Origin of the sequence: Mesobacillus campisalis, from assembly GCF_000986785.1 — a bacterium.
Taxonomy (GTDB): Bacteria; Bacillota; Bacilli; order Bacillales; family Cytobacillaceae; genus Mesobacillus_B; species Mesobacillus_B campisalis.
Genome location: NZ_LAYY01000023.1, coordinates 23,573 through 39,374 on the forward strand (window position 1 = coordinate 23,573; position 15,802 = coordinate 39,374).

Consider the following 15,802-nt stretch of genomic DNA (forward strand, 5'->3'; position numbering starts at 1 on the left):
AGGCCAGCATCTTTTTTTATTCAAGTGATATGCATCACAAACCTGATTCTGGAGATATGGTACATTGTGAATGAGAACAGTTATCACCTTTAATTACTGTCTACATCGTCACAATATACCATTCTTTCACATATTTCCATCATTTCTTAAAGGAGAATGAATATGAGCGAAATCATTAATAACCGTGAATCAGGAATTGAGAGCAAATCAGAACGCCAGGCAATGCTTAAGCAAATTATTAAGGATTTGCACAATGGAAAAAGCGTCGATGATGTGAAAGCCCAATTTGAAAATGCTGTCGGTCAAATATCCGTGGCGGAAATTTCCCAGCTTGAACAAGCTTTGATGGAGGAAGAAGGCATCCCCGTATCCGAAGTCCAGCGGCTCTGCTCGGTTCATACCGCCGTCTTCAAAGGCTCCATTGAGGAAATTCACCAATCGGGAAAGCCCGAAGAACAGCCCGGACACCCTATTCATACCTTTAAGCTTGAAAATAGGGAAATTGACAAGCTTTTAAACTTTAAAATGCAGCTGCACCTGGAGCGTTTTGAAAAAGAAGACAGCGAAAAAAATCGAATCAAGCTGATTGAAGATTTGAACCTGCTTGCTGATGTGGACAAACACTATACCCGCAAGGAAAACCTGCTGTTCCCTTACCTGGAGAAATACGGAATCTACGGTCCCACCCAGGTGATGTGGGGAGTGGATGACGGCATCCGCGCAGCCATAAAAGGCGCCAAGGAAAAGCTGGTCCACTACAATGGAGACAAAAAAGCCGTACACGCCGCCGTTTATTTTGTCATTCGTGAAACAAGTGAAATGATTTACAAAGAGGAAAACATCCTGTTCCCCATGGCACTGCAAACATTGACGGAGGATGAATGGATCAAAATTGCCCACGATGGCGAGGATATCGGCTACTGCCTGGCTGCACCAACTGGTGTCTGGAAACCTGAGCGGGCGGAAATGAAGGCTGCCGCCATGTCAGATGGTTTCATCAAAATGGAAACCGGCCTCCTGTCATTGAAACAATTGGAGCTGATGCTCAACCATCTTCCAGTCGATATCACTTTTATTGACGAGGATGACGTGGTACGCTACTTCTCTCATGGCAAGGGGCGCATTTTCCACCGCACAAAAGCAGTAATTGGACGGACCGTGCAAAACTGCCATCCTCCTAAAAGCGTCCATGTTGTCGAGGACTTGCTCCGCGATTTTAAAGCCGGCGTAAAAGATGTGGAGGATTTCTATATCAAGTTTCGCGATAAATATGTCTATATCCGCTATTTTGCCGTCCGCGATGAGGCTGGCAAATATGGCGGTACGCTTGAATTCACCCAAAATATCGATCCAATCCAGGCTATACAAGGTGAAAAGCGGATACTATCCTAATGAATGAGGTGCAGGCACAATGAAACAAGAGCTAATCGACAAAATGTATGAAGTGCTTGAAGATGTCATAGATCCCGAATTGGGCATTGATATTATCAACCTCGGGTTGGTGTACGATATCCTTCTAGATGAAGAGAACAACGCTACCATCAATATGACGATGACCTCAATGGGCTGCCCGCTTGCCCCGCAAATCATGTCGGATGCCCATATGAAACTGTCTGCCAATATAAAAGAATTAAGAGATATTAAAATCAACATTGTCTGGAGCCCGGCCTGGTCAAAAGACCGGATGTCCAGATACGCAAAAATTGCCCTTGGTGTCCATGTCTGATGCTGACTCATGCAGCTGCCTCGTCCGAGCCCCGAACCAGGCAGCTGTTTTTCATGTTGCCGCAGATGCCAAACACCGGTTTACCAGAATGTCTGTGAATCTTTGGCAGCGTTCCCTGTCGCTTTCCTGCGGCATCAATTCCACCTTTAGGGTAACCGCCAATTGAGTGTGGACAAAAAGCAGGTCCCTGAACTTGTCCACAGCCCCGCAATAAGCAGGGTAAAATGAGTCACCACTTCCCGCAGCCCCGGTAATTAGCTGCTTGGGAGCCTGGCTGGCAATCGCTTCATAAACTGGTTTCATTTCAGACGGAATCTCCCCATTTCCCCATGTATAGGTCACAACCGCTAAAAGATCCAATTCTCCCAACTGCCATGCCGGAAAGCTGCCAGCATGGCAGAAAGCAGGTTCAATCTTGTGTTTGCGAAACCCATCTGCGATGATTTCTGCCAGTTCCCGCGTATTCCCGGTAATCGAAGCGTAAACGATTCCGGCTCTAATACCATTACAGCTCATCGAATCCATTATTCTGCGTCACCTTTGAATACGTGCGGGACTTTTGTTCAAAGAAATCCGACTTGGTTTCATTGATCATCTCGTCGCTGAATACATGGATCCACGGCATAGGGTTCTCTCTATCAGGATAGAGATTCTTCAAGCCGAGCTGACGGAGCCGCTTGTTGGCGAGATATTCCACATACCCTTCGAACTCAGAAATATCGATTCCCTCTATTTTATTAAAAATGAACCCCGCCCACTCCTGTTCCAGCTTTACCGCAGCATCAATCTGTTCATAGATATACTGAATATGCTCATCCGTATTCAGCTCCGGATGTTCAGCAAGCAAAATCCGGATAAACTGGGAAATAAAATAGGCATGCTGCATTTCATCACGCTGGATATAGCTGATCATCGTACTTGTTTTCAGCATTTTCTGTTGGCGGGCCAGATGATAAAAGAAGGCAAATCCGGCGTAAAAATAAATCCCCTCCAAATTGATGGAATTGACACCCAGCCTGAAAAGATTTTCCGGAGTGGGATTTTCATAAAAAGAATCATAGGCATCCAGAATCAGCTGGTTCCGCTTTTGGACAACAGGATCGCTTTTCGCCTGGTTAAAGCGCTCATTCTGTTCGTGTATCGGAACAAGCGAGCTCAGGATGTAGGAATACGACTCATTATGAACCGCCTCCTGCTGGGAAATGACGGCGAAAATCGCCTTGAAGCTTGAATCGGTGACATAGTCCATCACCTGGCTCATGGTCGGTGTCTGCAGGCTGTCCAGGCAGGCCAGCTGCGTATTGACTCTGAGGAAAACATCCTGTTCGGCAGGAGTTAATGTATCCCATTGCTTGATGTCATCCTGCATATTGATTTCCTGGGCTTTCCAAAAATTTGAAAGCAGTGTCTGGTACAGGTCATACATTTGCGGATAGGCTATATCATTCCAATTTAACAGACCCGAGGAACGGCCATTAAGGATGCCTGTCGATTTATTGGGATGCCCTGGGTAAAAAAGTTTGCTCTTCGGCAGTTGCTGGTAGATGTTCATAGTATTCCTCCTGATAAAGTTTTAGCTATGGCAGGCTTCGCATTCCTCTATTTCCGACTGCGATGTGCTTCTGATGTAATAGGTCGTTTTCAGGCCTTGCTTCCAGGATTCGAGGTGGAGATGGAGCAAGTCCTTGGCCTTAATGTCGTGCCGCACATATAGATTGAAAGAGACAGCCTGGTCGATATGGCGCTGGCGGGCTGCATTCTGCCTGATGCTCCACACCTGGTCCAGTTCATGCCGGGCCCTGCGGTAGAAATTGTAGGTAATATGATTAAGGTCAGGCGCTGTCACCTTAAATTTGAAATTCTTTTTCTCCTCCGCATATTCGACTGCGTACAGCGGGTCAATTCCATCCGTGGACCCGCCGATTTTTGCTGTTGAAGAATTGGGTGCAACTGCCATCAGCCAGCCGTTGCGGATCCCGTTGCGGCCGACAGCTTCCTTCAATTCAGCCCAGCGGCCCGGACCATAGTTCCTGCGCTCAAAATATTTGCCTGTCTGCCACTCGGAACCGCTAAATTGGCTGTAGGCTTCTTTCTCCTTCGCCAGCTCCATCGAAGAACGGATCGTATGGTAGGCAATATCTTCATAGAGCTTGTCTGCATACTGGACAGCTTCCTCTGACTCCCAATGAATGCCTTGCAGGGCAAGCAGGTGATGCCAGCCGAACGTTCCCAGTCCTACTGCCCGATATTTCTGGTTGGTCTTCCTTGCCTGTCCGACACTGATGGTATTTAAATCGATGGCGTTATCAAGCATTCGCACCTGGATGTTGATCAGCCGTTCCAGCACCCCGGCAGGCACCGCCTTCGCAAGATTAATAGAAGACAGATTGCAAACGACAAAATCGCCGGGCTTCCGGACAATCACAATATTGCCCTCTTCATCCTCATATTCGCGAACCATCGTCGTAGGGGACATATTCTGGGCGATTTCGGTACAAAGATTGCTGCAGTAAATGGATGTGCGGCCTTCCCCCAAGACATGCTTGTTCGGATTTTGGCGGTTGACTTCATCCCGGTAAAACATGTATGGCGTTCCTGTTTCAAGCTGGGCGACCATTATGCGGGCCATGACATCCATTGCCCTGTAGGTTTTCCGGGGCAGGAGGGGATTTGAGACTGCTTCTTCGTACTTTTCCGTGAAATATTTCTGGTCTTTTTCATCATAAAAATCCTCAAGCCCCAGCGGATTGCCACTCTCATCTTTCCAGCCCATCATTTGTTTGACCTGATGAGGACAGAAGGTATGCCACTCCCCAATGCTTCTGCCGTTCCCGTCCTTTTCCTCAAGTTTCTTCATAAACAGATCAGGTACAGTGACCCCTGTAAAAATATCATGGGCTTTTCTTCTTTCATCCCCATTATTGGTTTTCAAATCCAGGAAACCATTCATGATGTCCTTGTGGAACAAGTCCAGATAAATTGCGACCGCACCTTGGCGCTGGCCAAGCTGGTCAACAGAAACGGCCGTATCGTTGAGCAGGCGGATCCATGGCACCACCCCTGAAGAGGTTCCTTTGAATTTTTTGATATCGGAGCCCAGCGCCCTCACTTTTCCATAGTAGATGCCGATGCCTCCTCCGTCCTTGCTGAGGCGGGCGATGTCCCAATTATTTAAATAGATACCGTCCAGCGAGTCATCCACCGCATCAATAAAACAGGAAGAAAGCTGCCCAAAGCTTTTGCCTGCATTCGAAAGAGTCGGCGTGGCCACTGTCATATACAGATGGCTTAGAGCCCAGTAGGCTTCCTTTACAAGGTTCTGCCTGATGCTCTCCTTTTCGTTTTTCATCAGAGTCATCGCAATCACCATGAATCTCTCCTGGGGCAGCTCAAACGTGCGGCCATCATGATCCTTCGCAAGATAGCGGTCGGCCATCAGGAATAATCCTATGTAATTAAATAAATAATCCCGTTTTATTTCGATTTCACTGCCAAGTTCCTCAATCTGCTTCCTTGAGTAGGTTTGCAGCAGGTCCGGTGAATAGATGCCCTTTGAGGTCAATTTTTCAATAAGTTCATAGAAACTCCCGTATTTCTGCTCCCGGGAATAGCCCCGGTTTTCCGCCGCTTTTTCGTAAAGTTCGTCCAGGAAAAGGCGGGCGGCAACAAATGTCCAGTCCGGCTGGTCCATTGCCGTATGATTAAGGGCATAGGACAGGGCATGCTGCCTGGCCTCCGCTTCTGCTGCATCCAGTTTTTTTAAGTGCCCAATGATTCCTTCCGTGTTCAATTGATGGTTTCCGGCAGCCTCGCTGATAATCTCCAGAACATGCCCGACTTTTGTTTGTACCTTCGTGTCCATGATGATTCCTCCCACGTTCACAGGGATGCACGCACATCCTGTGTTTTTAAAATAAAAAAATCCGCTCATTATTGAGCGGATGAAACGATAGCATCAAAAGACACCATCCCGGCACTCCAGAAAAGAGCCAGGCACTGCCTCCTGTCGCCATCGTTTCATCTTCCCAATCCCCGAAGAAGCTGAAACATCTTAAGCAAGACAGGTCTCCTGACTCATGCTTCACCCTACTTTGAGCCCTTCCCATATAAGCACCTTTTTCAAGCACGTTATACAGTGGTTTGCTCATTTCGTCAGCAATGACAGTTGCGGGGGCAGTTCTGGATTTTCACCAGATTCCCATTTAAGCCTTGACGGCATCTTCACTTAAGGCAACACAATATGTAGTTATTGATATTGATTGAGATTACAATATATTGAATATGATAATCTAGTATCTAGTTCTTTTCAAGTTTTAACATCCGATAAAATCCCGGAGGATGCCCTCCGGGATTTTTAATATTAAACTTTGCGGCTCCAGTGCCTGTGGCCGGCCACAGCCTGGATGAAGGAATCCGCCACATTCCCGATGTCATCCTTTTCCCTGCTGGCTACAATACCTGGGCCTGATTCGGTCGCCAGGATGCCTACTGCCAATAAAAGCTCAACGCCTTCACCGACTGCTCCAAGCGCCTTGTAATGTTTGTACGTTTCATCAATAAAATCCAAGGCATCCTTGTTTATTTTAAGCTTATTCACGCTTTCTTCGCCCGCAGCGATAAATACGGCATCAAATTCGTACGGACTGGTCGTCAGGAATGCGTCCGACACTTCAACATCCTCTCCATTGTCACTTTTGATCATGCCATGGGTTGTGCTGATGATCTTTCCTTGTACGCCTTTTTCCCTGAAAGCCATAAGCAGATGATTCAGCTCTTTGCCGGAAAACCCATTGTCGGCGAGAATCGCGACCTTCCTGGAAAAGGCTGTCTTGACCGTATTCTCCTGGCTCAATGCCGGGGAAGACAATGTCACATCGGCGCCCATATGATCTGTCTGGACTTGCAATCCCAGGCCTTCTCCAATCTGCTCGGCAAGATAGCGGTCGACATTGCTGAACATGTTGACAACCTGCTGGCGGACATCACTGCTCTTGCATTTGCCAAGTTCAAAACGGAAGGCATTGATAATATGCTGTTTTTCAGGTTCGGACATGCTGTTCCAAAACAACTTCGCCTGGCTGTAGTGGTCCTTGAAGCTGTCACTGCGGCTGCGGACTTTACGTCCTTCGACTTTCTCCTGGTAGTGTTCGTACCCGCCTTCTTCTTTTGCCGCTGGTGACGGTGTGTTGCCAGCCAGCGAGTTTTTATGATAGCTGACCTGTCCTTTGTGGATAGCCATTTGGTTGTAGCCATCCCGCTGGTTGTTATGCACAGGAGCGACGCTGCGGTTAATCGGGATCTGGTGGAAGTTCGGGCCGCCGAGACGGATCAGTTGTGTATCTGTATAGGAAAAGAGCCTGCCCTGCAGGAGCGGGTCGTTCGAAAAGTCGATCCCAGGAACTACGTGGCCAGGGTGGAAAGCCGCCTGCTCGGTTTCGGCAAACACATTATCAACATTCCGGTTCAGCGTCATTTTCCCGATTTTGTGGACCGGAATGATTTCTTCTGGCCAAATCTTCGTTGGGTCGAGAATATCAAAGTCAAAACTGAATTCATCTTCTTCCTTGAGCACCTGGATACCCAGTTCAAATTCCGGATAATTGCCCATTTCAATTGCTTCATAAAGGTCGCGGCGGTTGAAGTCCGGATCTTTTCCGGCAATTTTCTGGGCTTCATCCCATACAAGTGAGTGGACACCAAGCACCGGCTTCCAGTGGAATTTTACAAAATGGGAAACGCCCTGATCGTTTACGAGCCTGAAGGTATGGACGCCAAAGCCTTCCATCATCCTGAAGCTGCGCGGAATGGCGCGGTCGGACATCGTCCACATAATCATATGCGCTGATTCGGTATTGTTGGCGACAAAATCCCAGAACGTATCATGGGCGTTGGAAGCCTGCGGCATCTCGTTGTGCGGTTCCGGTTTGAAGGAATGGACTAAATCAGGGAACTTCATGGCATCCTGGATGAAGAAAACCGGGATATTGTTGGCGACGAGGTCATATATTCCTTCCTCAGTATAGAACTTTGTCGCAAAGCCCCTTGCATCCCTTACGGTTTCAGCAGAACCCCGGGACCCGGCCACAGTTGAAAACCGGACAAAAACCGGCGTTTTCACATTGGGGTCCTGAAGGAACTTTGCTTTTGTCAGATGGGCCATTGACTCATACACCTGAAAATAACCATGGGCACCGAATCCTCTGGCATGCACGACTCTTTCGGGAATCCGTTCATGGTCAAAATGGGTCATCTTTTCCCTGAAATGGAAATCCTCCATGATGGTTGGGCCGCGCTCACCTGCTTTTAAGGAATGCTCATCCTCCGACACACGCACTCCTTGGTTCGTTGTCAGCTTTTCACCTGAACTGTCCACGCGAAACTGCTCCAGCTGCTTGTCCTTGCTGGACTCATTGATACGATTATCCTTTTTCATCCTGATGGTATTCCTCCCTCTTATTTCATACTGGTGCTGCCCGCTTGTATACGGTGTTCGTCTATGTAGGATTAAAGCCATTATGTAGCCAGGCAGCATGAGTGCCTGTTCCCCTCTTACCTTTCTCAGTCACCATTAAACATCCCGGACTAATTTTTATAAAAATGATGTTTGGATTCAGCCTCAGGTCTTAGGAAATGTTCATGCTTTAGTGCATTGAGGGCGGCCACAAAATGGAATAGGATGGTAGTAACGAAACCCTATTATGAATGGAGTGGAAATGATGCTGAGGGGAATTTTAACGATTTTTTTGGTGATTACCGGATTGTATCTTGCTTTTACGAATTTACCTTCCTTGGGCTGGTTTAATTGGGGCAATGAAAGGGGCCGGGCATTACCGACGGATAAGATTAAGAACATTGAGATTGAGACATCCAGCGTCCAAACGGTGGTGATTCCGGAAGACAGGAAGGATGTTGAGACGGAGTATGAGGGCAATGGCAAGGTAACCGCACAGCTGAATGGCGACACCCTCGAGATTCACGCAAAAGGGCCAAAGTTCCAATTTTTCAATATGAATAACGATAAGGAAAAGCTGAAGATTTATGTTCCGGAAGATTACAATCAAAATATGGAAATCAGTGTTGGATCGGGGTTTTTGTCTTTTGGCGATGGTTCGCAGGGATCAGCGATGAGGCTGAAAGAGTTGAGGGTGAAGGCAGGGTCCGGAAGAATTGAGATTGGGCCGCTTGAAGCAGGTTCAGTCGACTATGATCTATCGTCCGGGGAAATTGTATCAGATTCATTGACAACGAAGAATGGAGTCTTCAAAGTCAGCTCAGGCAGGCTCAAGCTTGATCAATATTCAGGGCCCGCTGAAGCGAATGTTTCCTCAGGCGAACTGCACATCAAGATGGAAAAGCTGACAGGTCCAGTGGAAATTGATGTAAGCTCTGGCCATGCGGAGCTGGACCTCCCCGATGATGCCGATTTCGCCCTGAATGGCAAAATCAGCAGCGGCAACATCAGCAACTCTTTTCCTCTAAGCGGGGAAAACAGCAGCTCCAATAAAATCAAGGGCCAACACGGATCCGGAAAGCACCAGATTAATCTAAACGTCTCAAGCGGCAACATCAGCCTCCACTAAAATCCTTTATCCGAAGAAAGGGTGCCTGACCCCACGTGCGGTGACGCGTCACCGCACGTGGGGTCAGGCACCCTTTTGTGTAGTGAAGTGCCCTCTGCTTCGCTGGGATAATTAGTTTTCTTTTCGTTTTTACTTCCATTAATATAATAGAGAGAGATGGCATCATAGCTGCCTCTAGAGGCTCCATTTAAAGGAGGCATTTGCATGTTTGAACTGACGATTACCATGCTGGAGCGGCTCGGCATTATTGTGACGATTGCGTTTGTTCTCACCCGCTTCCCGTTTTTCAGGGATATGGTCTATCGTGAGCAGCTGGACCGCAGACAGCAGGTTACTGCCATTATCTTTTTCGGCTTTTTCGGCATTATCGGCACTTATACAGGCCTAAGCCTCAGTACGGAGAGCCTCCAGTTTAACCGCTGGACCGCAGACCTTGCTGCCGATGAAGCGATTGCCAACTCTCGGGTTATTGGCGTGGTCCTTGCCGGTCTTCTTGGCGGATACAAGGTCGGGATTGGCGCTGGATTAATTGCCGGAATCCATCGTTTTACTCTCGGCGGTTTTACAGCCCTTGCCTGCGGACTGGCTTCCATCATTGCCGGAATCCTCTCCGGGGCGCTTCACCGCAAAGACAAGCGTGTCAATTTGAAGTCCGCCTTCCTGGTTGGGGCTTTGGCAGAAGCGATCCAGATGCTCATTATTCTGCTGCTTGCCCGACCGTTTGACAAGGCTGCAACGCTTGTGGAAATTATCGGTGTCCCCATGATTCTCGCCAATGGTTTGGGCTGTGCCTTATTTCTGTTAATCATAAACAGCGTTATCAACGAAGAGGAGAAGGCCGGAGCCATGCAGGCACAGAAAACACTAAGGATTGCGGACCAGACCCTTGCCTATCTCAGGAACGGAATCAATCCTGCTTCGGCCAAAGCGGTTTGCCATATCCTTCATAATGAAATTAAAACCAGTGCCGTGGCGATGACCAACCTTAAGGAAATCCTTGCGCACGTTGGACTAGGGTACGACCACCATAAATCAGAAAGCCCGATTCAGACCCAAATCACGATTGACGCCATTAAAAAGGGAGAAATTATTGCCGCCGGCCATGAATCCATACATTGCCGCGTCACAGGCTGCCCGCTCGGAGCCGTCGTCATCGCCCCCCTTAAGCAGCGAGGAGAAACCATTGGTACGCTAAAGTTCTATTTCAGGTCCGAAAAGGAAATCACCAATGTTGTCATGGAACTTATTACAGGGCTTAGCGCGATGATGAGCAGCCAGCTGGAAGTAGCCGAAGCGGATAAAGCCCATCAGCTGGCCAAAGAGGCAGAAATAAAGGTCCTACAGGCACAGATCAGCCCGCACTTTCTTTTCAACACCTTGAATACGATTGTATCGCTTGTCCGCATCGACCCGGCCAAGGCACGAAAACTGCTTGTCTCCCTGTCCCATTATCTTAGGCAGAACATGTCCGCCACAACCCAGAGCATGGCAACATTGGAGCAGGAACTGCGGCATGTAAAAGCCTACCTGGAGATTGAAGAAGCAAGGTTTGTGCAAAAACTGCAGGTTTTTTACGATATCGATCAAGAGGCTTTGCTTAAAAAGCTCCCGCCTCTGACACTGCAGCCAATTGTGGAAAATGCGATCAAGCATGGCTTCAAAGATAAGGAAAACAACTGCGTCGTCACTATTACTATAAAAAAACTCGACGGGAGGACACTAGTCAGAGTCGAGGACAACGGGCAAGGAATGACAGAGGAGCGCTCACGGCAGGTGGTTAAAACACCGATTGAATCCGAGACCGGAACAGGCCTTGCACTATATAATGTAAACCGGAGGCTCACCATGATGCTTGGCGATTATGCCAGCCTACAAATTAAGAGTGAACCTGATAAAGGCACAGAGGTCGCCTTTTTCATCCCACATGCAGAGGAAGATAATAAAAATGGAAGCCATTAGAACCTTAATTGTTGATGATGAATTATATACCCGTGATGAACTTAGGCACTTATTGCGTGCCTACCCGTCCATTCAGGTGGTCGGCGAGGCGGAGTCTGGGGAAGCGGCAGTATTGAAGGCCATCCAGCTTCAGCCTGATGTGGTTTTTTTGGACGTGGAAATGCCGAGGATGAATGGGATGGAAGCCGCAAAAGCACTGATGGAACTGAAAAAAATGCCCTTGGTCGTATTCGCGACTGCCTACCCGGAGTTTGCTGTTGAAGCCTTCCGGTACGATGCGGTCGACTACCTGCTTAAACCGTATGATGAGGAGCTATTGAAAGAAACCATTGTAAGAATTGAAAAGAAGCTTGCGGCTTCCCTTAATGAGGATTCTGGAAAATCCCCCGGAAAACTCGCCGTGGAAGCCGAGGGAGAAATTTTTTACCTTGAGCCAAAAGATATTCTCTACATCTATCGGGATGACAAAATTACAAGGCTTGTCGCAAAGAGCGGTGAGTATGAAACAAAGACCCCTCTTAAAGATTTGGAAAGCAGGCTTCAAACCTTTGGGTTTTTCCGGATTCATAAAAGCTATTTGGTGAATCTCGATTATGTGATCCGTATGACTCCGTGGTTCAATGGTGCTTTCCAGCTGCAAGTTGAAGGAAGGGAAGAAATGCTTTCGGTAAGCCGGAACTATGTGAAAAATTTAAGAATGCGGCTGGAGATATAATGTTTCCGCCGCATTTTGGGGGGCTCACAATGATTTTCCTGAGGGTGGCTAATGCATCTTAATCATGAAATAAAGCGCTTTAATTCCGATTTCCGACCTTTCAATCCTGATTCTCCCCCTTTTTCTTTCGTTCTATTATACTAGGGATGAAAACGTATTCATTATATTTTTAAACAAAGGGGGATATATCATGATTACATTTTTAGCGGCTATTGCCCTTTTAATTGTTGGTTATTTTACGTATGGCAAATTCGTTGAAAGAGTTTTCGGTGTAAAGGAGGAAAGAGCAACGCCTGCTTATGTCAACAATGACGGTGTTGACTATGTACCGATGAGCACACCGAAGAATTCCTTGATTCAGCTATTGAACATTGCCGGTACCGGCCCGATTTTCGGACCAATTATGGGAGCGCTTTACGGACCGGTCGCGTTTATCTGGATTGTCGTTGGCTGTATTTTTGCCGGTGCTGTCCATGACTACCTTACCGGAATGATTTCCATCCGCAACCGCGGTGCCCATCTGCCCGAGCTTGCAAGCAAGTTCCTGGGGAAAGTCATGAAGCATGTTGTCAATGCTTTTGCTGTACTTCTTCTGCTTTTGGTTGGTACCGTTTTCGTTTCTACGCCTGCGAGCCTTCTGCATGTCCTGATGGACGGGAAAGTAGCACTTGGCGTCCTTATTGCCGTTATTTTCATCTATTACATCCTGGCTACATTGCTGCCAGTTGATAAAATCATCGGCCGCGTTTACCCTTACTTCGGCGCATTGCTTGTCATCAGTGCTCTTGGAGTCGGAATCGGGCTTATCGTGACAGGCGCGCCAATCCCGGAATTGTCACTAACTAATTTCCACCCTGCTAACGCAGCGATCTTCCCGCTGATTTTCTTTACGATCACATGCGGAGCGCTGTCAGGGTTCCATGCAACGCAAACACCTATCATTTCACGTACCACTCAGAAAGAGAAGCAAGGACGCAAAATTTTCTACGGCATGATGATCGCCGAAGGAATCATTGCGATGATCTGGGCAGCCGCTGCGATGAGCCTTTTCAATGGCTACGGCGGATTGCAGGAAATCCTGGCAGCAGGCGGACCTGGAGCGGTCGTAAGCGAAGTATCAACAGCGATGCTTGGAGCATTCGGCGGTACACTTGCGGTACTTGGGGTTGTAGTCCTGCCAATCACTTCCGGAGACACAGCTTTCCGCAGTGCGCGAATGATCATTGCTGAATACCTGAACATTGCCCAAAAGAAATTTTCAAGCCGCCTTTGGATTGCCGTTCCTTTATTTGCAATCTCTGTTGTTCTTACACAAATCGACTTTAACCTTCTGTGGAGATATTTCAGCTGGGCCAACCAGGCAACGGCCGTTATTGCCCTGTTCGTAGGCGCCATGTATCTCTACATCGCCAAAAAGAATTACTGGATAGCGCTGATTCCTGGAGCCTTCATGCTGGTAATGGTCATCACCTATATCCTGAATGCACAGATTGGATTCCGTCTGCCGATGAACATCGCCTGGATCGGCGGCTTCATTGGAACGGCCGTCCTGATTGGCCTGTTCTTCTCGGCAGCCAAAAAGGCGCGGGCGAACAAGCTGCCGCTTGAAGAAGACGTATCCGATTATAATCAAGTCGCATAATGAGCTGCTGTCGCCCTGAATATCGCAAAGTGGTAAACGAACAGGAAGAGAAGGTCAATCAGCAAGGGAAGGATTCCCTTCCCCTCCTGGTCAAAATCATCATTGTGATCATAAGTGCTGCAGCAATTGGAACAGCATTCCTGCTATAAACATTGAAAGCACGCGGCCACCGCGTGCTTTTATACTTCACCGTACCCCCGGGTGCCTGACCCCCGGCACGTTAATGCGGCAAAGCAAAGCAAAACGAACCGAACAAGGCATGCCCGATTCGTCTATTTCTCCTTCCTATCCGTTCATTTTCTCCTTCCCCCCTCTTATTAGTGTAAATGGTACAATGAGGAAAAGACTGTTATCCAGAAGGGATTGAAATGTGGGGAATGGCCGCTGTTCAACTATTTATCATCCTGCTGTTTCTGTTGTTTGCCTGGGCAATCAGGAGAAAAAAAGCGTACTGGCTGATTTCGGGCTTTTCCACGAGGCCGAAGGAAGAACAGCAGGAATTGATTGAAAATGGAATGCCTCAAAAGACAGGAACATTGCTGCTCGTTACGGCCGTTGGCATGCTGATGCTGCTGCCGCTTGTTTTTACACGGTTCCATTTTGCCATGGAAGTCCAATTTGGATTCATGCTAGTGTTTTTGCTCGGGGGATTTATCTACTTATCAAAATACGAAATCGCAAAAAAGCGGAAACGAAGCTACCTTTTTTCTTCCCTGCTGTTTATCGGGACGATAGGGTTGGTTATCGGGCTTTATTTCGCTGGCTATCAGGATTATGAGCTGAAAATAGCTGGCGAAAAATTTGAAATAACCGGATTGTACGGAGACGAATGGCAGACGAGTGACATCAAGGAGGTTCAGTTGCTAGATAAAATGCCTGAAGTAACCTGGAGAGAAAACGGCTTTGGGCTGGCCACAATGTCAAAAGGCCGATTTACCGTGGAAGGGTATGGCAGTTCACTGCTTTTTATAAGGAAGGATGCCCCGCCTTATCTCTACATCGAGCTTGAAGGCCAACACATCTTTATCAACGGTAAAACACCCAGTGAAACAGAAAGCTGGCATCAGAGTCTGCGCAAAACCATTCAGCCTGCACCATGATGAAGTATTAAACAACAAAAGGGTGCCTGACCCCCGGCGCGGTGCTGCGGTGAAGTGGGGCAGCCCCTGACTTAAGGAGGTTATAAGATGAGAATTTTAATAGTTGGAGTTGGCGGAATAGGCGGCTACTTTGGCGCAAGATTGCTGGAAAAAGGCGCGGACGTCACATTTTTGGTACGGGAAAAGCGGAAGCAGCAGCTTCAGAAGCATGGTCTTGTGGTAAGAAGCATTCACGGAGATCTGCATGTTCACCAGCCAAAAACGATTTTGAGCGGAGAACAAGCGGAGACATTTGACGTCATCCTGCTGTCAACGAAGGCTTATCACCTGCAAGGGGCCATTGAAAGCATTCAGCCTTATGCAGAGGAAAACACCTTGATCCTTCCGCTTTTGAACGGCATCGCCCATATGGACGCACTTAAAGCAGCCTTTGGAGAGCACAACATCCTGGGCGGCCTCTGCTTCATTGAAACAACCTTGGATGAGGACGGGACTATCATCCAGACAAGCCCAATCCATGACCTTGTGTTCGGGGAGTTGTCCGGAGAAAAAACAGACCGCGTTCGCATGCTTGAAGACGCATTCCAGGGAACAAAGGCCCGCATTACCCTTTCAGACCAAATCCAGCAGGATATGTGGCATAAATACCTGTTCATTTCCACCTTAAGCGGCGTCACTTCGCTGTTCCAGGCTCCCATTGGACCGATCCGGGACCAGGAGTATGGCCTTGAAACGGTGCGCAGCCTCCTTGCAGAGTGCGGCAGGGTTATGAGAAGCGTAAATGCCCCTCTCGCCGGGAACATTGAAGAAGTCCAGGCAGACAAAATAATGCAGATGGGCTATAACATGAAATCCTCCCTGCAGCGGGATATGGAAAAAGGCTTGAAAACAGAAGCCGACCATTTCTTCAAGTATCTTCTTGACCTCGGGAGAGCCAATAACATTCATACACCGGTCATTGCCGCCATTTACACCAATCTTAAAATATACGAAACTTCATTGCACTAAATCATTACCACCCCAAAGGGTGCCTGACCCGCGGCGAGTTGGCGCGTTATTGCGTTGCTGTGGTGCTGGCTC

12 protein-coding genes and 1 riboswitch are annotated in these 15,802 nt (G+C 48.0%); of the genes, 8 read left to right on the forward strand and 4 right to left on the reverse strand.

Going from position 1 to position 15,802, the window contains the following annotated elements:
* The first annotated feature begins 162 nt into the window (after positions 1–162).
* Both WQ57_RS17525 and WQ57_RS17530 read left to right on the forward strand, forming a co-directional pair.
* On the forward strand, positions 163–1,392 hold the full coding sequence (locus WQ57_RS17525; RefSeq protein WP_046525062.1) for a DUF438 domain-containing protein: 1,230 nt from the start codon (positions 163–165) through the stop codon (positions 1,390–1,392).
* A gap of 19 nt (positions 1,393–1,411) precedes the next feature.
* Positions 1,412–1,726 (forward strand): metal-sulfur cluster assembly factor, encoded by a 315-nt coding sequence (locus tag WQ57_RS17530; RefSeq protein ID WP_046525063.1) that lies wholly within the window; start codon positions 1,412–1,414, stop codon positions 1,724–1,726.
* Between the two features lie 51 nt (positions 1,727–1,777).
* Here WQ57_RS17530 and WQ57_RS17535 read toward each other — a convergent pair whose 3' ends face one another.
* The 4 genes from WQ57_RS17535 to WQ57_RS17550 form a co-directional block, all read right to left on the reverse strand.
* Positions 1,778–2,251 carry a flavodoxin domain-containing protein gene (locus WQ57_RS17535; protein ID WP_241481571.1) on the reverse strand — a complete coding sequence of 158 codons (474 nt, stop codon included), beginning with the start codon at positions 2,249–2,251 and terminating at the stop codon, positions 1,778–1,780.
* A complete protein-coding gene (locus tag WQ57_RS17540) occupies positions 2,232–3,278 on the reverse strand; it encodes a ribonucleotide-diphosphate reductase subunit beta (RefSeq protein WP_046525064.1) in 1,047 nt (348 codons plus the stop codon). Before WQ57_RS17540 ends, WQ57_RS17535 begins: the two co-directional genes overlap by 20 nt.
* Before the next feature lie 21 nt (positions 3,279–3,299).
* Positions 3,300–5,588: a ribonucleoside-diphosphate reductase subunit alpha gene (locus tag WQ57_RS17545; protein WP_046525065.1), complete on the reverse strand. Its 2,289-nt coding sequence runs from the start codon at positions 5,586–5,588 to the stop codon at positions 3,300–3,302.
* Between the two features lie 180 nt (positions 5,589–5,768).
* A riboswitch (cobalamin riboswitch) is annotated at positions 5,769–5,965 on the reverse strand.
* Positions 5,966–6,086: 121 nt separating this feature from the next.
* Entirely contained in the window at positions 6,087–8,159 is a 2,073-nt protein-coding gene (locus WQ57_RS17550; RefSeq protein ID WP_046525087.1) for a catalase, read from the reverse strand.
* A gap of 265 nt (positions 8,160–8,424) precedes the next feature.
* On the opposite strand from WQ57_RS17550, the gene liaG reads away from it, so the two are divergent.
* The 6 genes from liaG (at position 8,425) to WQ57_RS17580 (ending at position 15,730) form a co-directional block, all read left to right on the forward strand.
* The gene (liaG, locus tag WQ57_RS17555) at positions 8,425–9,306 is read left to right on the forward strand and encodes a LiaG family protein (RefSeq protein WP_084820315.1); all 882 of its coding nucleotides are present in this window, start codon (positions 8,425–8,427) and stop codon (positions 9,304–9,306) included.
* Positions 9,307–9,510: 204 nt separating this feature from the next.
* A complete protein-coding gene (locus WQ57_RS17560) occupies positions 9,511–11,265 on the forward strand; it encodes a sensor histidine kinase (protein ID WP_046525066.1) in 1,755 nt (584 codons plus the stop codon).
* Positions 11,252–11,980, forward strand: a complete 729-nt coding sequence (locus WQ57_RS17565) for a LytR/AlgR family response regulator transcription factor (RefSeq protein WP_046525067.1) — start codon at positions 11,252–11,254, stop codon at positions 11,978–11,980. The genes WQ57_RS17560 and WQ57_RS17565 overlap by 14 nt, the downstream gene beginning before the upstream one ends.
* A gap of 190 nt (positions 11,981–12,170) precedes the next feature.
* Positions 12,171–13,622: a carbon starvation CstA family protein gene (locus tag WQ57_RS17570; protein WP_046525068.1), complete on the forward strand. Its 1,452-nt coding sequence runs from the start codon at positions 12,171–12,173 to the stop codon at positions 13,620–13,622.
* A 368-nt stretch (positions 13,623–13,990) separates the two neighbouring features.
* The gene (locus WQ57_RS17575; RefSeq protein ID WP_046525069.1) at positions 13,991–14,722 is read left to right on the forward strand and encodes a DUF3784 domain-containing protein; all 732 of its coding nucleotides are present in this window, start codon (positions 13,991–13,993) and stop codon (positions 14,720–14,722) included.
* An 87-nt stretch (positions 14,723–14,809) separates the two neighbouring features.
* Positions 14,810–15,730: a ketopantoate reductase family protein gene (locus WQ57_RS17580; RefSeq protein ID WP_046525070.1), complete on the forward strand. Its 921-nt coding sequence runs from the start codon at positions 14,810–14,812 to the stop codon at positions 15,728–15,730.
* The last annotated feature ends 72 nt before the right edge of the window (positions 15,731–15,802 follow it).